This window comes from Ereboglobus sp. PH5-10 (genome assembly GCF_029504735.1).
GTDB lineage: Bacteria > Verrucomicrobiota > Verrucomicrobiia > Opitutales > Opitutaceae > Ereboglobus.
The window spans coordinates 1-20,830 of record NZ_JAQFIP010000017.1 but is presented as its reverse complement, the minus strand read 5'-3'; the positions used below and the strand labels follow the sequence as shown (position 1 = coordinate 20,830).

Below are 20,830 nucleotides of genomic sequence, written 5' to 3'. Positions count from 1 at the left end.
TCATGCATAAAAAGCATGACAAGGAAGATTCTGGCGGGCATCAGTTCACCATGCTCCCTGGGTCCTCCTGCATCTGCCTCGGCTACAAATGATGAAACGCTTGTTTGATATAGTGTTTTCATTCATAGCATTGTCATTATTTGCAATCCCAATGGCGGTCATTGCCTTGCTGCTTCGGATTAAGGAAAAACATGCAGTGTTCTTCAGGCAGCAGAGAGTTGGAAGGAACGGATGTGGTTTTGAAATATTAAAATTTCAGACAATGGTTGACGATGCGCCAACCTCAACCGGGCGCTTTTTGAGAAAAACGGGACTCGATGAATTACCCCAGTTTTTTAATGTTCTTAAAGGTGAAATGAGCATTGTCGGCCCGCGAGCACTAACCTCGTTTGATATAAAAAGACTCGGCTGGAACAGCGCATTTTTTAGCGCCAGATGGGAAATCAAGCCGGGAATCACAGGATTAGCTCAAATCTACGGAGGTCAGCACAGGAAAATATCCTGGTTTTGGGACAAATATTATATCAAGACGAACAGTCTTTTGACGGATTTCATCATCATAATGATTTCCTTTGCGATGAATCTATTTGGGAAGACAAGAATAAGGCGGATTGTTTTTAGAAGGAATAACTTGAAATGAAGGTCAAGATGATACTGCCCGCGCTTGCCGAGTCGGAAAGTCCCTTTTGGCGTCCGATTAAGTATTCCTTGTTTCCTCCGCTTGGACTCGCAACACTTGCGGCGTATTTTGGGCCTGACGACGAAATCGAGTTGCAAGATCAGCATGTCGAGGCGCTCGACATTAACGACGCCCCTGATCTGGTGATTATCCAAGTGTATATTACGAATGCCAATCGTTCATACAAATTGGCGGATCACTACCGGAATCAGGGCGCGCATGTGGCGCTGGGCGGGTTGCATGTGACATCGCTACCCGCCGAAGCCGCCCGGCATGCGGACACTATTTTTTTGGGCCCGGCAGAGGAGTCGTTTCCGCGTTTTTTAAAAGATCTGAAAAACAAGGCTCCGAAAAAAACATATAACTCAACGAACAGGACTTTGGAAAATCTGCCTCCTATAAGAAGGGATTTGATAAAACGAAATCGCTATCTTGTGCCTAATTCGATTTCGGTCACACGCGGATGTCCGCACCATTGCGATTTTTGTTACAAGGACGCCTTTTTCAAAGGCGGAAAATCATTTTATACACAAGCCGTCGATGATGCGCTTTCTGAAATAGACCGACTCCCTGGAAAACATCTTTATTTTTTGGACGATCACTTGCTTGGAAATACGCGGTTTGCCAGTGCCCTATTTGATGGAATGAAAGGAATGGGCAGGCTCTTCCAAGGTGCCGCGACGGTTGAGTCCATATTGCGAGGCGACTTGATCGAGAAGGCCGCCGATGCGGGACTTCGAAGTCTGTTTGTCGGATTTGAGACATTTTCCCCGGCAAATCTCGCCCAGGGCAACAAACATCAAAATTTGGAAAAGGATTATGTGGCGGCAGCCAACAGGCTTCACGCCTTGGGAATCATGATAAACGGGAGTTTTGTGTTCGGTTTGGATGAGGACGATGAAGATGTTTTCACAAGGACGGTTGATTGGGGAGTGAAAAACTCAATCACGACGGCGACTTATCACATTCTTACGCCATATCCAGGGACACGACTTTACGACAGAATGGAGCAGGAGGGGCGCATTTTGACAAGAAACTGGGATCTTTATGATACGAGAAACGTAGTTTTCAAGACAGCCAATCTAACTGCGGAACAGCTAAAGCAAGGTTACGACAAGGCATATCGTGATTTTTATAGTTGGCGTAATATATTCAAGTCGAGCCTCGGTCATGATTTGCACAGGCATAAGCTAAAGCATCTTTTCTATACTGGGGGCTGGAAAAAATTTGAAGTGTTTTGGAATCTGATAATCAAAACCAAAAATTTAAATCACATGCTCCCATTGCTGGAAACGATTTTATCAAAAGTGAAAAATAATAATCCGGAGGTTCGAGATGAGTTGCAGTCCATGCATGTTCAGACGCAGGAGGATTCCGCCAACAACCCATGATTTTGGTTTCCGGTTTTCTTTAGCCATACTTAAAGAAAACTGGTTTTGGGTGGAAAGTTTTAATCATGATTAAAACTTTTTGGCTCACTTAGATGGGGGAAAAGGGAGAGTGGTTTCGAGGAACAGATATCAGGTGAAGTCAATTTATCCTTGAAAAATTCAAATCACCTTTTAATTTTTCCAGCATAATCATGCTTGATCGCGGTTTTTATCGTCAGAAAATCGAAACGGGGCTTCGCCGGTCGCCGGTGGTGGCGGTGCTAGGGCCGAGGCAGTGCGGCAAGACCACGCTCGCCCGAGAAATCGCGACGGAGTGGAAGGAACAGTCGGGTGCAAAGAATGACAGGGAAAGCACTGGCGGGGCGGTTTATCTGGATTTGGAGTCGCCGGGGGACTTGGTTGCTCTGGAAAATCCGGAGCTGTTTTTGTCGGCGCAACGCGGACTGGTCGTTTTGGACGAGGTGCAGGAGCGTCCGGATTTGTTTCCGTTGCTTCGCGTGCTGGCGGACAGGCCGGATGCGCCGGCGAAGTTTCTTTTGCTGGGAAGCGCGTCGCCGGCGCTGGTGGCGGGGGCCTCGGAATCGCTCGCGGGGCGCGTGGAGTTTGTGGAGTTGAGGCCGTTTCAATTTCGGGAAACCGGCGCGGATTCGCTGGACTTGTTGTGGGAGCGCGGCGGGTTTCCGAGGTCGTTTTTGGCGGACTCGGAGGCGGACGCTTTCGCGTGGCGCGACAATTTTATCCAGACGTATTTGCAGCGCGACATCGCGGCGCACATCCCGGGAAAAACGGCGGTGGAGTTGCGCCGGTTTTGGATGATGCTGGCGAATTTTCACGGGCAGATTTTCAACGCGTCGGAGCTCGGGCGGGCGTTCGGGGTGAGCTCGATGACGGCGCGCAAATACGTGGATGTTTTGGAGGGCACGTATATGGTGCGCGTGCTGCAGCCGTGGTATGAAAACATCGGCAAGCGGCTGGTGAAATCGCCCAAGATTTATCTGCGCGACAGCGGACTGTTTCACACGCTGCTCGGGCTGGCGACGCGCGACGCGCTTTGGAGCAATCCCAAGGTGGGCGCGTCGTGGGAGGGGTTTGCGCTGGAACAGACGCTGGGCGTTTTGGAGCCGCAGGAGGCGTATTTCTGGGCGCTGCACTCGGGCGCGGAGCTGGATTTGTTTTGCGTGCTGAACGGGCGGCGCATCGGCGTGGAGTTCAAGTGGCGGGAGCGCCCGGCGACATCGAAGTCGATGCACGCGGCGCTGGAGGATTTGCGCCTGGAGCATTTGTGGGTGGTTTATCCGGGAAAGCGCACGGTGCCGTTGACGGAAAAAATCACCGCGCTGCCGCTGGCTGAGGTGGGGGCGATTTTGAAGGTGTGACGCGAGCATTCCCACCCGCACGGAGAGCGGCGCGCGAATCGAGGAACGCACAGACAGGAATGCCTGTGCCACATTTTCAAAACAACTCGATCTGCCCGCTGTAGCGGGTTTCGGCTTCGGTGCGGGCGGTTTTCATGCCCATTTCTTCCAGGAAGGCGAGGAGTTCGGCGCGGCAGGGCTCCTGGTTTTGTTTTGCGGTGGCGGTGTCGAGCACGGGGAGCGCGAGGTTGAGCGTGACGAGTTTTAGGTTGAGGCGCAGCAGGTCGGTGTTGGCGCGGAGGGCGTCGCGGAAACGTTCGGGCGCGATTGTGTCGGCGGCCGCGATGATGGCTTCGAGGCCACTGTGTTGCTGCAGCCACTTGACGGCGGTTTTTGGGCCGACGCCCTTGAGTCCGGGAATGTTGTCGGAGGCGTCGCCGACGAGCGCGAGGTAGTCGGCGATTTGCGAGGGCGGGACGCCAAACTTTTCGACAACTCCCGCGGCATCGAGCTTGCGCCAGCCGAGCCTGGCGTTGCCGGTCGGCGGGGGGAGCAGGATTTTTATGCGGTCGTTGACGATTTGCGCGAAGTCCTTGTCGGAGCTGACGATCAGGGCGTCGTCCCCGGCGTTTGCAAACGCGACGGCTTGCGCGGCGAGCAGATCGTCCGACTCGACGCCGTTTTGCTCAATGACGGCGAGGCCCATCGCTCGGCTGAGTGTTTTTAAATGCGGGATTTGTTTTGCGAGCGCGTCGGGCATTTCCTCGCGTTGCGCCTTGTATTCGGGGTGGAGCGCGAGGCGGTCTTGCGAGCCGCCCAAGTCGAAGAAGACGAGTGTGCCGCCGGGGCGTTCCTGGTCGATGAGGCGCCAGATGGATTTTATCCAGCCGTGGAGCGCGTTGGTCGGAAACCCGTCGGGACGCGTGAGCTCGGGAATCGCGAAGAAGCAGCGGTAGGCGAGGTTAAAGCCGTCGATGAGGAGCCATTTGGACATGGGCGAAATTAGAGATTAGAAATTGGAAATTAGGAAGGATGAAGAATCGCGCGATGGTTTCATGCCGGAAATCCGGGCGAATTTTCATTTGTCCGAAAACGGAAAAACTCGCTTCACACAAAGCCCCGCGCGCCTTTTCATCTGTGTTTCGCGTGACACTCCTTTTCCTCAAGATTTTCGGCTGGCTCATCGCCCACACGCCTGAGTTTTTGCTGCATTTCACCGCCTGGCTGCTCGGCCCGGTGGTGTTGCTATTGCCCAAGCGCCGGCAAATCGTTTTTTCCAATCTGCATCACGCGTTTCCCAAGCGCGCGCGCGCTTGGCATCGCAAGATCGCCCTCAAGAGCTCGCGCCGGCTCATCGAAACGGGAATGCTTTCGCTCGCGAGCCCGTTCATGTCCGACGCGCGGTTGCGCCGCGTCGCGCGCGCCACGCCGTCGTTTGACGCCGCGCTCGCGCGCCGCATCGCCGAGAATCCCGAATCGCCGGGCGTCATCGGCACGCTGCACCTCGCGTATTGGGAAAGCCTCACGTGGCTCGCGCTTTTCACGGAATATCGCGGCGAGGTCGGCGTCGTGTTCCGCCCGCTCAAAAACAACGATCTCAACGCATGGATAAAGTCCACGCGCGAACGCCACGGGCTGAAACTGTTTTCGCGGCGCGACGGATTGTTCGAAATTTTCCGCGTCATGAAGCGGCGCGGCGTCATCAGCATTCTCTTCGACCAAAACGCCGGCCACCACGGCGCGCTCACGACATTTCTCGGGCGCGTCTGCTCGACGACGGAGTTTCCCGGCACGCTCGTCGAAAAATACAACGCGCGCCTCACGATCATTTATCCGCGCCGTTACGGATTCTGGCGCATCGGCTACGAGTGCGTTGACATCGTCACCGGCGGCAGCGCGATCGACGCCACCATCGCGCTCAACCGCTGGCTCGAAAACGCACTCTCCAACGACGACAACATGTGCGCGTCGTGGCTCTGGAGCCACGGACGCTGGCGCAGCCAGAACTGGCCGACCCTGCGCTTCCGCTACCACACGAAAAACGATTACCTCGACGCCGACCTCGCCGCGCACGGTTTCACGCGCGCCACCATGCCGCGAAAAACGCGCGTGTGGGTGCGCTTCCCGTCCGGCGAAATCGCGCCCGCGCAACTCGCCGCCGCGCTGCCGATCTTTCGCGACTTGCGCCAGTCGCGCCCCGACACGCAGCTCACGCTTTTCGCGCCCGCCGCCGCGCTCGCCGCGCTCAAGCCGCTCATCGACGACGGCACCGCCGACTACATGCGCGAGCTGCCGCGCGGCGCCCTGGCATCGCGTTGTTATTTCAAAAAACTCCGCCTCGAATATCCCGACGTGTTTGTGAACCTCGACGAATCCGCGCGCGCCGACCGCGAGGCCAAATCCACGCGCAGCCCGCAGCGCTTCGGCCTCGTTCGCCCCGGCCAGCGCCGCCCGCGTCTCACCGATGTTTACGAGGCCCCCGCCGATTTTCTCGCGACCAATCCCGCCCCCTCCGTGCTCTGGCGAAAACTCTTCGAGCACTTCGGCCTGCCGGAGGAGGGAAAGGCTGAAAGTCTGAAGGACTGAAAAGCTGAAGGCCCCAACCCGCCGCAAGCCCGACACCTCCAAAAAATCGCGCCCATAACGAAGCTCCGAATTTTCAGTCTTTCAGTTTTTCAGTCCTTCAGCCTTTCTCTTCCCGTGCTTCTCTCCGTCAAAGATCTTCGCACTTATTTTCACACGCGCAGCGGTGTGTATCGCGCGGTTGACGGCGTGAGCTTTGACCTGGAGCGCGGCGAGACGCTCGGCATCGTCGGCGAGTCCGGCTCGGGAAAATCCGTCACGTGCTACTCGCTCATGGGCCTCGTCCCGCAACCGCCGGGGCGCATCGAAAGCGGCGTGGCGATGTTTGACGGCGTTGACCTGCTCCACTGCGCGCCGCACCGGTTGCAGTCGATCCGCGGCAAGCGCATCTCGATGATTTTTCAGGACCCGATGACCTCGCTCAACCCCTACCTGCGCATCAGCGAACAACTCATCGAGCCGCTCATCATCCACGAAAAAATCTCCCGCAAGGCCGCGCTCGCCCGCGGGCTCGAAATGCTCGAGGCCGTCGGCATCAACGACGCCGCGAAACGCATTCACTATCATCCGCACGAGTTTTCCGGAGGCATGCGCCAGCGCGTCATGATTGCGATGGCGCTCATCACGCGCCCCGAGCTTCTCATCGCCGACGAACCCACCACCGCGCTCGACGTGACCGTGCAGGCGCAGATTTTGGAGCTCATTAAAAAAATGCAGAAGGAGTCCGGCATGGCCGTGATCTTCATCACGCACGACCTCGGCGTCGTCTCCGGCCTCTGCGACCGCGTGCAAGTCATGTATGCCGGGCGCATCGTCGAAACCGCCGGCACGCGCACACTCTTTTACCAGCCGAGGCACCCCTACACAATCGGCCTGCAACGCTCGATCCCCTCGCTGCAACAAAAAGGCCGCGAACTTTTCACGATCAAGGGACTTCCGCCCGACATCTCAAAAAACTTCACCGGCTGCGCCTTCGCCGACCGCTGCGAACTCGCCAGGGAAAGCTGCCGTCAACAACAACCCGAGCTCAAACCCGTAACCCCCGAGCACCAACAAGCCTGCCTGCGCGTGCAAGCCGGGGAAATTTGAAACCGACTGATTAGCCCGATCTGTCCTATCAATCCAAAATCCCCAATCCAAAATCCAAAATTTATCTCATGCCGCCCATCCTCGAACTCCGCGACGTCAAGACGCACTTCCCCGTGCATCAGGGGTTTCTCGTGCGCCGCAACGCCGGCGCGGTGAAGGCGGTTGACGGCGTCAACCTCGCGCTTGCGCGCGGCGAGGTGCTCGGGCTGGTCGGCGAATCCGGCTGCGGCAAATCCACGCTCGCCCGCACGATCATGCAACTCGTGCCCACCACCGGCGGCGCGGTCATCCTCGAGGGCAAAAATCTCACCGCCGGCGGCGCGGACGAAGTCGGCGCCGTGCGCCGCGACATGCAGATGGTTTTTCAAGACCCCTACGCGTCGCTCAACCCGCGCATGACGGTGCACGACACCATCGCCGAGCCGCTTCTCGTGCACCGCGTGTGCGCGCCCGCCGAAGTCACGCCGCGCGTCGCCGAACTCATGACGCTCGTCGGCCTCGCGCCGCGCTTCATGCAAAAATATCCGCACGAGTTTTCCGGCGGACAACTCCAGCGCATCGCCATCGCCCGCGCCCTCGCGCTCAACCCGAAAATCATCATCGCCGACGAACCCGTCTCGGCGCTCGACGTTTCCATCCAGGCGCAAATCCTCAATCTCCTCTCGCAGCTCGTGCGCAAGATGAACCTCAGCCTGATCTTCATCGCGCACGACCTCTCCGTCGTGAAGCACATCTCCGACCGCGTGGCCGTCATGTATCTCGGCAAAATCGTCGAGCTCGGCCCGGCGGTCGAAGTGATCGAGCACCCGCGCCATCCCTACACCCGCGCGCTCATCAGCGCCATCCCCACGCCCAACCCCGACGTCGAGCGCGCGCGCAAACGCATCGTCCTGCCCGGCGATCCGCCCTCGCCGATCAACCCGCCGCGCGGCTGCGCGTTTCACCCGCGCTGCCCGCACGCGCAAGAACGCTGCCAGGCCGCCGTGCCGCCGCTCGAAAAACTCGAGGCCGGCGACAACCGCGAAGTCGCCTGCATCCGCGCCGAGGAAATCTGGCAGTGAAAATCGACCTCCCCGACAACGGCGGCGCCGCTCCGCAAACCGCGCCCGCGCGACGTCCCGCGTTTCACCGCGCGCTGCACCGAGCCACCGACCGCACGCGCCCCTCGATTTGGAAATACGATTACCTCGTGCTCTCCAAACTCGCCGAAAACATCAACGAACTTTTCACGCAAGCCGTCGCGGAGCTATCGGAATCGCCGCGCAAAATCGCGCTCGATGCCGGCTGCGAGCAAAGCCCGTATAAAAAACTTTTCGAGGCGCGCGGCTGGAAACTGGAGACACTCGACATCGCGCCCGGCCCCGGAGTCGACCATGTCGGCACGGTTGAGCAAACCGGGCTGCCCGCGGATGGTTTTGATTTTGTGCTCTGCACCGAAGTCATCGAGCACAGCGCGCAACCATGGGCGGCGATGCGCGAGCTGCGCCGCATCCTGCGCCCCGGCGGACGCCTGCTTTTCAGCGTGCCGCACGTGTGGTTCCATCATCCGCATCCGGCGGACAACTGGCGATTCACGCAGCAAGGCGTGGCGCGGCTCGCCGTCGATTCCGGTTTTGAAATGGAAACGCTCCTGTCGCGCGGCGGTTCCGCGGCGGCGTTTTTCCAGATCATGAACATGTATCTGTTCGGCGCGCTCGGCGTCTTTGGCGCGCCGCTGTATCTGATGAACAACATCGCCGGCGCGCTGTTCGACAAGTTCTCCCGCAACACCAAGCTCTGCCTCGGCTTCGCCGCGCTGTGCCGGAAACCGGAGTGACCGCCGGCGTTCGCTGGCTTTTGAGCATGCCAGAAACACGGACGGGGAATTTGCGTTGAAAAAGTCGCGTCTTCTTGTCGGGCGTGTTTATAAAAATAAAAAAGCGGCGGAATTTTTTCCGCCGCCATGTGAGCCTTGAGAATGTTGAAAACGATTTTGTTTAGAACTCCACCGTTTTGAACGAGGCGGGGTCCCAGAGCGGCTGGCCCGCTTCCCTGGCGATTTCGTTAAACGCCTCGATTTCCGCCGCGCTGAAGAGAAGGCCGCCGGCGGCCGCCGTTTTCTTCGCGAACTCCGCCTCGATCTGGCCGGGGAGGATGCACTTGTCGTTGCCGTGTCCAAGGATGTCCTCAAGGACGGCTTTCACGTTTTGCGATTGCGTGCGGCCCTTGGCAAATGCGCCGCCGCTGATCGCGTCGGGATGGATGACTTGGAAGTAGAAGCAGCAGGTGCCCTTGTCGCCCTCGGAAACTTGCTCCCAACGGTTGCGGATTGTCGGGAGCGAGCCGCCGATCATGCCGCCGACGAGTTCGTTGATGAGCGAGAGTCCGTAGCCTTTGTGCGCGCCGAAGGGCATCAGCGACTTCGCTTTCGCGGGGTCGGTGGTCGGGTTGCCGTCGGCGTCAACGGCGGCGTTGGGCGGCAGTTGTTTTCCTTCGCGCAGGAGTTGTTGCACGCGACCCATGGCGACGACCGATGTCGCCCAGTCGATCACGATCGGGAAGCCGATGGCGTCGGTGGTGGGGAAACCCCACGAGTGCGGGTTGGTGCCGAGCGTGGGGAATTTGCCGCCGAAGGGAACGACCTCGGCGAGCGCCGCCGTGCAGTTCGTGTAGGCGTAGTAACCGCGGCGCGCGGCGTCCATCACGTAGCCGCCGCCCCAGAGATAGTGGAAGGCGTTGTCAACGACGACGGTGCCGGTGCCGTATTGGTCGGCGAGTTTCATGGCGGCGTCCATGGCGCGGTAGGCGGTGGCCTGGCCGAGTTTTTTGTTGGCATTCCAGATTTTCGTCGCTGCGAAGCGGGAGGGTTTTTCCTCGATTTGCGCGCCGGGCACGCAGCCTTTAGAGCCGGAGCCGAAGAGGTGGTCGAGGTGGAGGGCCTTGATGCCGTTGTGCGTGCGGATGCCATGGCGCGTGGCGTCGGCGCAGAAGCGCGCGGCCTCGCCGGACTCGTCGGCGTGGAAGCCGCGGTGCATGTAGGCGGCGGCGACGAGGTCGTTGTGCTGTTTTTCGGGAACGATGTGGTAGGTTTCCATTGGTAAAGGAGTCAGAATACAGGAGTCAGGAGTCAGAATGCAGAAGGCTTAAAGATGCCGAAGGGTTTTTCTCCTGGCTCCTGACTCCTGTATTCTGACTCCTATGTATTTTTAGAATTTGTTCGCTTGGTTGACGATTTTGCCTTCAAGGAAGGATTTGTAGTTCGAGACGCAGCAGCACGCCTGGCGCACGACGCTTTCGTAGGTGCGCGAGCCAATGTGCGGGGTGATGACGACATTCGGGAGCTTGAGCAGCGGGTGGTCGGCGGGCGGCGGTTCCTGGTCGAGCACGTCGGCGCCGTAGCCGCCGAGCTGGCCGGAGTTGAGCGCCTCAACGAGGTCGGCGGTGTGCACGATTTCGCCGCGGGCGCAGTTGAGGATGATCGCGCCTTTTTTCATCGTGGCAATGGACTTGGCGTTGATCATGTCGCGCGTCTCGGGGGTGAGGTTTGTGTGCAGCGAAATGTAGTCGGCGGCGGCGAAGATTTCCTCCTTTGTGGCGGCGCGCCTGACGTTGTGCTGCGCGGCGAAGGCTTCGTCCCAGTAGACGTCGAAGGCGATCACATCCATGCCGAAGGCGCGCGCGCGAATGGCGACTTCCTTGCCGATGCGGCCGAGGCCGACGATGCCGATGGTTTTGGCGAGGAGCTCATGGCCGGTCTTGCGTTTCCATCCGCCGGAGCGGGTGGAGTCGCAATGGAAGAGGAGTTGTTTTTCGAGCGCGAGCAGGAGCAGGAACGTGTGCTCGGCCACGGTGGTGTGGTTCACGCCGGGGGTGAAGAGCACGGGGATTTTTTTCGCGCTGGCGTGGGCGACGTCGATCTTGTCGAGGCCGATGCCGTATTTGCTGATGACCTTGAGGCGCGGGAGCGACTTGTCGATGACGGCGGCGGTGATGGCGTCGTCGCCGCAGAGGAAGGCGTCGAATTCGCCCGCGAGCTCGAGCATGCGCGACTCGGGGAGCGGGCCGCGTTCGCGAACGACTTCGACGCCGAGACCGGCGAGCATGTCGTGGTGGGCTCCGGGCGTGTCTTGGAATGAGGTGGTGGTGAGGAGGACGCGTGTCATGGGTGTGTGATGCGGGGAAAAGGCCGCGGAGTTGAGGGATTTGTCTGGAAAAACAACGGGGCAAATGGGAACAAAGGACAGGTGTATTTGGAAGCCCAAAACGAGGTGGCGTGTGGTGGCTATGGGCGGCAGGGGCATGGCGCCGGCGCATTTGTTTTTACGCAAAAAAGGCGAAGCCCTTTTGAGGCTTCGCCTTTGTTTTTAAAATCGATTTATTAGTGAATCGTTTTGTTTGGTCGGGTGCTGCTGGATTAGTCGCGACGATCGCGACCGCCGCCGAAGCCGCCACGACGCTCACGACCGCCGAAGCCGCCGCGACCGCCGCCACCGAAGGAACGGCCACCGCCTTCTTCCTTGGGACGAGCTTCATTGACTGTGAGGTTACGGCCGCCGAGATCGACGCCGTTCATCTTTTCCGCCGCGAGTTTTGCCTCTTCGGGGGTGCCCATGGTCACGAACGCAAAGCCGCGGGGGCGGCCGCTCATCTTGTCCATGGCGACATAGACGTCGGTCACTGAACCGAATTGGCCGAAAGCGGCGCGGAGTTCGTCTTCAGTTGTCTTGAAAGACATATTGCCGACGTAGAGTTTTGAATTACCTGTCATATTATCTGAGTTCGTAGAGCGAGCGTGGCTGCCAGTCCGTTCCCGACCATCGGGTTTCGAAATCATCACTCGAACAACTGCGCTCTCCTGACGACTCACCAGTTTCTGTTGACCTAACGTTTCTCTAACGAGACGGCGCAGCACATAGAACCGGGATGCAAAAGCAAGGGTATTTTGTTTTTGGCAATGGCGGGCGGCGGATTACGCTGGAAGGCTTTATTGTCAAAATTTCCCCCATGCACTGGATTGTCGCGAGTCTTGTTTCGGCGTTTTTTCTCGGGTGTTACGATTTGTTCACCAAGGCGTCCGTGCGTGGGAACGCGGTGCTGCCCGTGTTGTTTTTTGCGAATGTGTGCAGCGCGGCGGTGTGGCTCGCGCTCATGGGCGCGCGGGTGGCGAGTCCCGGCGCGGTGCCGGAGATTTTGTGGGTGGAACCGCTCAACGCGCATCAGCATTTGTTGTTGTTCGCCAAGTCCGCCCTCGTCGCCTCGTCGTGGGTGTGCTCGTATTTTGCGGTGAAACATTTGCCTGTTTCGCTCGCCGCCCCGATTCGCGCGACAGCGCCGGTGTGGACGCTTTTCGGCGCGCTGCTCGTGCTTGGCGAGCGTCCGTCGTGGCTGCAAATCCTCGGTGTGGTGACGACCATCGGCGCGTTCTTCGGCCTTTCGGTGGCGGGACGGCAGGAGGGCATCAATTTTTCAAAAAACAAATCCGTTTGGCTGTTGATTTGCGGCACGCTGCTTGGTGCGGTCAGCGGATTGTATGACAAGTTTTTGCTCGGCACGGTCGGTTTCAAGGCGTCGACGGTGCAGGCGTGGTTTGCGATTTATCTGGCGGCGATCTTCGCGCCGCTCGCGCTCGCGTGGAAAGCGCGCCTTTGGCCGCGCAATGAATTTCACTGGCGATGGAGCATTCCGCTTGTGGGGCTGGCGTTGCTCGCGGCGGACTTCCTTTACTTCGATGTCCTGCGCAATCCCGAGGCGCTCGTTTCGCTCGTGTCCAGTTTTCGCCGCGCCAGCGTGCTCGTGGCCTTTGCGGGCGGCCTGTTGATTTTCCATGAGTCCAACGGTCGTAAAAAACTGCCCGCGGTGATCGGTGTGGTGATCGGAATTGCGCTGACAATCATGGGGTAGCGCCGATTTGCGGCGGGAAGGTTCTTAAACAAAGCCCATGGATGATCTCCATTTTAGTGCCCCCGGCAACAAGGGCGGGCGCGGCTTTTGGGGCATATTTTAGAGCATGGATAGAATTCAAAGGCATACCAAAAGGATTCTACATGCAAAAGTATTGCCAAATTAGCCGACTCTATTAGGTCTTGTTTGATGCCAGTGTAAAAAAATTTGCAACAAAGTGCTAATTTTTCTTACAATACGGCGATCCGACATACAATCAACGCAGGCGTTTCCTCCAATGAAAGTGGACGCTTGGATGATGCTTTCCACAAATCATTTTCAACAAATCAGCACATGCGCACAAAACCCACAACCTTCCGTCTCACTTTCAGCCTTTTTGCACTTGCAGGTTTTGCGCTCGGCATTTCGGCGCAGACCACATCGGGCACATTCACCGGAAACGGTGCCAACTGGGGCGACGCGGCCAACTGGTCCGGCGGGATGCCCGGCTCGAACGCCGGCGACACGGCTGTGTTCAACGCCGCCTCGAACAGCTCGCTCGCCAACAAGACCATCTCGCTCGGGGAGGCGCGCACGATTGGCGCGCTCAATGTCATCGGACCCAACGGGGTCGATTTGACCCGTTCCCTGACCATCGGCTCGGCGGCTTCGCCGACGCTTACTTTTGGCGCCGCTTCCTCGGTGATCACCCTTTCCGGCGGCATCAACCTTCAGCTTGCCGCCAACATGGTCGCGAATGGCAACCTCACCATCAACAATAACAGCGCGGTGCTCGGCAAGATCAGTCTCCTCGGCGCGCTCAACGCCGGTTCGAACACGGTCACGTTTTATAATGACACCAGTTCGGCGGACATCCTCGTTTCCGGCGCGTTGACCGCCGGCTCGCTTGTCAAGAACGGCAGCGGCAGGCTTGTGCTCGAATCGTCCTCGCCCGCGTCGGTCACCGGTCCGGTCAACTTCAACAACGGCACGCTCGTCATCGGCGCGAACAACGTGCTGGGCACCGGCACGCTCGTGCTCGGCGCAAACATCAACGAGAAAAAAATCAACCTCGCGGGCAACGCCGACCAAACGCTTTCCAATGCGCTGGATATTTCAGCGTCCGACCTGCATGTCAGCCGGGACGACTTGGGCGGCGCGACGGTGTTGCGCACGCTCACGTTCAACCCGACCGCGGCCTCGGTCTCCGGCATCGGCGTCTCGCGCACGATTAATGTGAGCGCGTTCACCGGGCTGGCGTTTGGCGCGAATCAGGCGTTCAGTGGCGGCACGCTCGTCAAGCAGGGGTCGGGTGTGCTCACGCTTGGCGGCGCGGGCAGCACGTTTTCGTTGCTCGATATTCGCGCGGGCAGCGTCGTCGGTTACTTGAACAGCGCCTCGCTTTCCATCGGCGGGGGCTCGGGCGTTTTTGGCTCGGGCACCATTCGCGTGGACGGCGGCAGCTCCGCGCTCGAAGTGCGCGGCGCCGACCCGGGCCACACGCTCAACATTATCGCCGGCGCGAACATCACACTGAGCAACCAGGCTACATTTCGCCTGAGCAACGCCACGCTCGGGCTCCTCGGCGGCGTCATCGACCTGGGCGGCAGCGGCCTTTTTGATTACCAGGGCAATGTCATACTTGGCAGCACCTCGATTGTGAACGCGCCCGCCGCGGGATTTGATTTCGCGGGCAACGTGGCGTTTCACGACAGCCACACGGGCATCATCGACAACGCAGGCTACCGCATCAACCTCAGTGGCGGCGGCGCGCAGGCACTTTCGCGCACGGTCGCCGGCGCGGTCGCGATTTCGGGCACGCTTGTCAAATCCGGCTCGGGACGCGTCACGCTGGACGACTCGATCACAAACTTGACGCTGACCAACCGCCTTCGGCTCGACGCGGGCGTTTTTGACCTTGGCAACTCATACCTGACCGCGAACGGCGGCGTCGGCATCGGCGCGGGCGACCTTGTTTTTGGCGCGGGCAACCAGTTCTCCGGCGTGTTGGTTTACGACAGCGCCTCGACCGGCGCGGCGCGGCTCGGCGGCTGGTCGCAAACATTCGACGACGTGACCATCGGCGCCGGCGCGGTGGCGCGCATCGACTTGGGCGGCGGCATCGACACCTCGACCTCGCTCACGCTCGACAATGTCAACTTTCTTGGCGCCACGGGTTACCTGAGCATTTACAATTACCAATACGGCGCGAACGCCGACCATGTTCATTACAGCGGCGGCGCGATCCCGACGAACCAAGTTTGGTTCCACGGTTACAATCCCGGCGCCATTGTCAGCGGCGGCGAATTGTTTGCGCCGACTGTCGGCGGCACGGTTGGCGGCGCGCCGGACTTTCTGCGAGTCGAGTGGACGGGCGCGGCCAACACGATGGATACCGCCAATTACAACAACTGGCGCACTGTCGGCACCAATATCACGCATCAGCTCGCCCAGCCCAACGCGCCGGGTGTCGTGGCCGTGCTTGGCGACCTCGGCGGCTCCCTTGGCGGCAAGACCGTCACCGGCGCGAACTTTGGTGTTAGCGGAAGCACTTGGACTCTGGGAAAACTGTTCATGAGCAACAATTCGGGCGCCACTTATACCGTGACTCCCGGGGCCGGCGTCACGTTGGTGTTTGACAGCGGCGTGGAGGGCACGCCGGCGGTTTTGTCGGTGAACACCTATAGTTGGAATCAACTCAACGGCAACGTCCGGCTGGACTCGGACCTGCGCTTGGAAGGAAACGCGAGTTTCTATTTTTATCCCAGCATCACCGGCACGCACGACATCATCATTGCCCGCACCGGCGCCCATGAAAACCGTTTCGGCGGCTCGAATGAGAATTGGACGGGCAACATTATTGTCAGTGAGGGGCGCATTTCCCGGCAGGGAGACAACTCTTGGGGAAACATTACCAGTGCCGCGTTGCTCGCCGGCGAGACCAACGCCATCATCTTCAAGGGCGGCGGCATTCGCGGGCAGGCCAATCAAAATAAAATCAGTGTTCCCAATCGCATTTTTATCGAGGCCGACCTTAGTTACGCCAACAACACGGCTTTTACATGGAACGGCGATGTTTTGCTTAATGCCGGCATCAAGCCATTCTACAACATGAACGTCGATGAGGCCGTCATCAACCCCGCCGGCCATCGCGCTTCCCTGACCTTTAGCGCCAGCACCAATCTCGTGGGAGGCGCCGGACTTTCCAAGTCGGGCGCATACTCAATGGAGATCTTGAGCGGCAACAACACCTTTTCCGGCGGACTGCGCGTGACGGCCGGCGTTCTCTATACCACGGTCGGCGCGGGCGGACTGGTGATCGGCCACATGGACGCCGGCAAAAACTATCTCGGTTCCGGCAGCATCAGCGTCACCGGCGGCTCGTTGCAGGTGGACACGCAGGGTTATGAAACCCAAGTTTCGGGCACCGGCGGCGACAAGGCGATCATCAACTTGGGCTCCGCCTTCATGTCTTTTAACAACGGCGGCCTCGTGACACTCGGCACCGACAGCGAAGTCATCGGTAACAATACCGATAACTCGCAGTTCCGCGTCTCCGGCAGCTTGATGCTCGACGGCGGCATCTTCGGCGACGACGGCGTCACCACGGGCAAGAACGTCAACCTCTACCTCGACACCACAACCAATCCCGGTGGCGGCGGCGTGGGCAAGGGTTCCAACGGCGCCAGCGTTGTGAAGGGCCTGCGAAACATCGTCAAAGCCGGCTCGGGCATGATGAGCATGGAATCCCAGCTGACCTACAATATTTCCGGCAACCTGCTCCTCGACGGCGGCGTGCTCCAACTCCGCGCGAACAATCAGGTCACCGGAGCCAACGGGATCTCGCTGGTTAATGTTAACCTGAATGGCGGCGCGCTCGGCGTGGAAGGCACCGCGCAATCCTTCGACAATCTAAACTTGCTCGCCAGCGGCGGTTCGCTGTTGCTCGGGGCCGACGGCGGAATCACTTTTGCGGGAGTGGGCACCTGGACCACCGCCGCGCTGCTTTCCGTCCAAAACACCAGCGGCATTTGGAATACCAACGACCTCGGAGCCTACATACGTTTTGCCGACAGCTCGGGCCTGACGTCGCTCGATAATATTTCCCTCACCGGTTACGAATCCGGGGTCTCGCTGACGCAGGGTGCCGACAGCTATTGGTATCTCACCGCCAGCGCGCCCGCCACCATCGAATGGACCGGCGGTGGCGCAGACGCACTCTGGGGCAACGCCGGCAACTGGCTCACGCCCGTCGCGCCCGACGGCGTGGACCTCAGTGTTTCCATCAAGGACATCGACGAAAACCTCGCGGCCAAGACAATCGACGTTAACGGCAACCACACGCTTTCGCGCCTGAACGTCACCTCGGTGCAAACCGCCGTCACGCTCGGCGGCTCGGGCACGCTGGTTTTCGAGCGCACCGGCACCGGGGCCGCGTCGCGAATCCTGCACGACGGCGGCTCCATCCTGACCATTGGCAGCGCCGTGGAATTGAAAAACGACATCGAACTGGCCGCCAGCACGCTCGCCACGGTCAGCTACCTGAAATGGACCGGCGCGGTCAGCGGCTCCGGCGGCATCACCAAAACCGGCGCGGGCACATTGCTGTTGATGAACAAGGACAGCGATTACACCGGCGGTTTCACTTGGCGGGATTCCTCGGTCATCCAGCTCGGCGGTGCAAACGCCGCCAGCTACGGCGGGGCGTATTTTGGCAGCGGCACGTTCGTCATCGGCGACGGCACCAACAAGACCTTCTATCTGGAAACCTACAACGAGCAGCTTGCCTCCAGCAACACCGTCATCCCGGCAAGCACAACACGCTTCATCAATGGAGACTTCATCCTGCGCGGCAACCTCATCCACCGCCGCCAGACCGATCTGGGCCAGTTGGTCACAAACGGACAATACGGCGAGGTCTCCCGGATTGTTTTCAACGGCAACGGCGTCTTCGACGACCCGCTCGGCACCGGCGTCACCTACACCATCAATAACTACGCCCAAGCTTCGACCGCCGCCGGCGACTACACCACCACGGTTTTTAACGGCAACATCACAGGATCGGCCAACATTCACCAGACGGGTTACGGTTTTGTTTATTACAACGGCGACAACAGCGGCTACACCGGCAACTACAACCTCGCCGGCAAGGCCGTCATAAAAAACGACAACGCCTTCGGCACGGGCACGCTCACCCTTTCGGGCGGAATCAACACGGGGCGCATCCAATCCAGCAGCGGAACGATCATGCTCTCCAATGTGCTGAACATCACCGCCGGCAACAATTATCAGGGCAATTTGCTCTTCAATCTGGACAGCGGCACGACCGGCCAGAAAAGCAACGTCACCGGAGTCCATGGCCTCGGCGGCAGCGGCGTTCTTATCTTCGGCAAGGACCACGTCATCGCGGGCGTGGGCGGCTTTGTCACCGGTGCTGAAAGCGGCTGGGGACGCGGCGGCAGTATCCGATTCCTCGGAGCCAATGAGTTTGCCGGCAACATCAACCACCAAAGCGCGACCATCCACATCGGCCGCGACTCGTTCTGGGATAGCGGCACCCTCGTCAGCGGCGCGCTCGGCACCGGCACGCTCAACATCATAAGAAACACCGCCGTCATCGGTGCGTATGTGGGGGCCGACAGCATCAACCCCGACGCCACCTCCATCCGCATGTCCAACGCGGTCAACTTCGGCGCCAACGGCATCACTGTCACCAACGCCGGTTCCGCCACGACGCTCATCTTCGATACCGGCTCCATTAGCCTCCGCAATGGCAAGTCGGACCTCTCGATCAACGTCACCACCGCCAACCAAGTCCTCTCCATCGAGTCCCTGCTCGCGGACAAGGACGGCTCCACTGCCGGCGGCATCACCAAGACCGGCGCGGGCATCCTCGAACTGCTCAACACCAACAACCAAATCTCCGACGGCATCGACGTCCAGGCCGGTGTCGTGCGCACGACCGTGGCCGGCGACAACGCGCAAGTCGGTTCGCACGCCGCCGGGGACTCCGCCTTCGGCACCGGCGTCTGGCGCGCGCAAACCGCCTCCGGCGCGGGCACGGCGGGCGCGTTTGAAGTCGCCGCGCTGACCGCGAGCGCGACGGTTACCCTGACCGGCAGCAACAGTTTTGTCCTGAACGACAACGGCCAGCTCCGCATCACCGGCACCGACGTCAGCACCGTGCTCGCCGACAACGGCTGGCTCGCCAGCTCCGACACCGTCGGACAGGAGGGCGTGCTCGTCGCCGACAATATTTTCACCCAAAACTACACCCTCGGCGTCAAGCTCAACGCCCTCAACTGGACGCTCAACGCCGGCACCGTGAACCTCGCCCGCGCAAACCTGCTGGCCAACGTGCAAAACATTTATCTCACCAACAACAGCACCCTGGACATCAACCAGCTCGCGCAGACGATCAACGGCGCGATTTACGTCACCGGCAGCGCGATCATCGACGTTTCCGGCGGCTCCGCGCACAACCCCGTCTCGATCCTCACCGGGAGCATATCGGTCAATGAAACCGACAGCCTGCTCACCTTCCTCGGTTGGAACGCCGACCCCATCACGGGCCTCGGTTCGACGCTCATTCGCACCAGCCTCACCGAGGGCACGATCATCAACGGCATCGTTCTCGGCAACAACTCCGCCACCTCCGTTGTGGCGCAGCGCAACGACGAGGGCATTCGCGTGCTCCTGCCCTTCGACGATATTTTTATCTGGGATGGCGCGACCAACAACGTTTGGGCGAATAACAACTGGATGAAGCAGGACGGCCTGCACCTGCCCGATGCGCAGCCCAACATAAAAGGCGCGCAAGTCACCTTCAACACCGACCTCGCCAATCTCGCCGGCGCCACCATCACCCTGTCCGGTGATCGCCGCCTCAACAATCTCCTCCTCGTGGGAGCCTCCGACGAGGACTTCACGATTGCCGGCCCCGGCAACCTTGTCTTTCAGGGGCGCACCGCCTCGGCCTCGGGCTTCATCACGCAAACCGGTGTGAGCGACGTCACCATCGGCGCGAACATCCTCCTCGAATACGATGCCACCGACTTGCTGGGTAAAAACCTCTCCATTGAGCAAAACGGCGCCGGCTGGCTCATCTTCAACGGCAAGATCGAGGGCCCCGATTCCATCGTGACGGTGAGCGGCACCGGCGCGGGCGCGGTCGTGTTCAACGCCGCAAACATGTTCAGCAAAGGCTTCGTCGTCGAAAGCGGCGAAGTGCACATCGGCGCCGACAGGCTCAACGCCGGGGACGGCGGCCCGCTGGGCGTCGGCGCGATCACGATCGTGGGCGGCACATTGCGCGCCACCGACGGCGCGGGCAACGACGCGAATCGCACGCTCGTCAACGACATCGTGTTCGCCGGCGACCTGACGGTCGCGGGCACGGGCGCGCTATCGATCACCGGCGAGGGCACGATCATCGCGAGCTCGACGGTGACCGTCACGGAGGCGAGCGGCACCTTTGTGCTCGGCTCCGAGGGCGGAACGCTCTCCGGCACGAACAACCTGGTCTTTGAGGGCGATGGAAAGACAGTGGTGGTCTCCGAACTGAACCTTGCCGAGGTGACCGTTTCCGGCTCCCTCACGGAACTCGACGGAGTGATCAGCGGCACGACAAAGATCACCAAAACCGGCACCGGCACGTTGTTGCTGCTCGCGGAAAACACGCACAGTGGCGGCGTGGAAATGCAAGGCGGCATCACGGGCATCAACAACAACTCCGCACTCGGCACCGGCACGGCGATGCTCGACAGCGGCACCTTGCGACTCGACGCGAACAACCTCTCGCTCGCCAACAACGTCACACTCGCCAGCACCGGCGAAGTGGACACGCAGGCCTTCACCGGCACCCTCACCGGCGT

Annotated in this window: 13 protein-coding genes; 9 read left to right on the top strand and 4 right to left on the bottom strand. The window is 59.8% G+C overall.

Annotation, left to right across the window (positions count from 1 at the left end):
• Positions 1-91 precede the first annotated feature (91 nt).
• The 3 genes from M2447_RS11805 to M2447_RS11795 all read left to right on the top strand — a co-directional run bounded on the left by M2447_RS11805 (position 92) and on the right by M2447_RS11795 (position 3,446).
• Positions 92-640, top strand: a complete 549-nt coding sequence (locus M2447_RS11805; protein WP_277558771.1) for a sugar transferase — start codon at positions 92-94, stop codon at positions 638-640.
• On the top strand, positions 637-2,070 hold the full coding sequence (locus tag M2447_RS11800; RefSeq protein ID WP_277558770.1) for a radical SAM protein: 1,434 nt from the start codon (positions 637-639) through the stop codon (positions 2,068-2,070). The genes M2447_RS11805 and M2447_RS11800 overlap by 4 nt, the downstream gene beginning before the upstream one ends.
• A gap of 191 nt (positions 2,071-2,261) precedes the next feature.
• Positions 2,262-3,446 carry an ATP-binding protein gene (locus M2447_RS11795; RefSeq protein WP_277558769.1) on the top strand — a complete coding sequence of 395 codons (1,185 nt, stop codon included), beginning with the start codon at positions 2,262-2,264 and terminating at the stop codon, positions 3,444-3,446.
• A 76-nt stretch (positions 3,447-3,522) separates the two neighbouring features.
• Here the strand turns inward: M2447_RS11795 and M2447_RS11790 are convergent, their stop codons facing one another.
• Positions 3,523-4,419, bottom strand: coding sequence for a 5'-3' exonuclease H3TH domain-containing protein (locus M2447_RS11790; RefSeq protein ID WP_277558768.1), 897 nt, complete (start codon positions 4,417-4,419; stop codon positions 3,523-3,525).
• 152 nt (positions 4,420-4,571) lie between these two features.
• On the opposite strand from M2447_RS11790, the gene M2447_RS11785 reads away from it, so the two are divergent.
• From M2447_RS11785 to M2447_RS11770, 4 genes are all read left to right on the top strand, one after another.
• Positions 4,572-6,011 (top strand): hypothetical protein, encoded by a 1,440-nt coding sequence (locus M2447_RS11785; RefSeq protein ID WP_277558767.1) that lies wholly within the window; start codon positions 4,572-4,574, stop codon positions 6,009-6,011.
• 114 nt (positions 6,012-6,125) lie between these two features.
• Positions 6,126-7,097 carry an ABC transporter ATP-binding protein gene (locus M2447_RS11780; RefSeq protein ID WP_277558766.1) on the top strand — a complete coding sequence of 324 codons (972 nt, stop codon included), beginning with the start codon at positions 6,126-6,128 and terminating at the stop codon, positions 7,095-7,097.
• Between the two features lie 68 nt (positions 7,098-7,165).
• On the top strand, positions 7,166-8,158 hold the full coding sequence (locus tag M2447_RS11775) for an oligopeptide/dipeptide ABC transporter ATP-binding protein (RefSeq protein WP_277558765.1): 993 nt from the start codon (positions 7,166-7,168) through the stop codon (positions 8,156-8,158).
• Positions 8,155-8,913 carry a class I SAM-dependent methyltransferase gene (locus M2447_RS11770; protein WP_277510750.1) on the top strand — a complete coding sequence of 253 codons (759 nt, stop codon included), beginning with the start codon at positions 8,155-8,157 and terminating at the stop codon, positions 8,911-8,913. The genes M2447_RS11775 and M2447_RS11770 overlap by 4 nt, the downstream gene beginning before the upstream one ends.
• Before the next feature lie 160 nt (positions 8,914-9,073).
• Here the strand turns inward: M2447_RS11770 and M2447_RS11765 are convergent, their stop codons facing one another.
• The 3 genes from M2447_RS11765 to M2447_RS11755 all read right to left on the bottom strand — a co-directional run bounded on the left by M2447_RS11765 (position 9,074) and on the right by M2447_RS11755 (position 11,844).
• Positions 9,074-10,171, bottom strand: a complete 1,098-nt coding sequence (locus tag M2447_RS11765; protein WP_277510748.1) for an Ldh family oxidoreductase — start codon at positions 10,169-10,171, stop codon at positions 9,074-9,076.
• A gap of 111 nt (positions 10,172-10,282) precedes the next feature.
• A complete protein-coding gene (locus M2447_RS11760; protein ID WP_277558764.1) occupies positions 10,283-11,239 on the bottom strand; it encodes a phosphoglycerate dehydrogenase in 957 nt (318 codons plus the stop codon).
• A 251-nt stretch (positions 11,240-11,490) separates the two neighbouring features.
• Positions 11,491-11,844, bottom strand: coding sequence for an RNA-binding protein (locus tag M2447_RS11755; RefSeq protein ID WP_277510744.1), 354 nt, complete (start codon positions 11,842-11,844; stop codon positions 11,491-11,493).
• 236 nt (positions 11,845-12,080) lie between these two features.
• On the opposite strand from M2447_RS11755, the gene M2447_RS11750 reads away from it, so the two are divergent.
• Together M2447_RS11750 and M2447_RS11745 are read left to right on the top strand one after the other, a co-directional pair.
• Positions 12,081-12,977 (top strand): DMT family transporter, encoded by an 897-nt coding sequence (locus tag M2447_RS11750; RefSeq protein ID WP_277558763.1) that lies wholly within the window; start codon positions 12,081-12,083, stop codon positions 12,975-12,977.
• Between the two features lie 333 nt (positions 12,978-13,310).
• A partial coding sequence (locus tag M2447_RS11745) for an autotransporter-associated beta strand repeat-containing protein (protein WP_277558762.1) occupies positions 13,311-20,830 on the top strand: 7,520 nt, incomplete at its 3' end.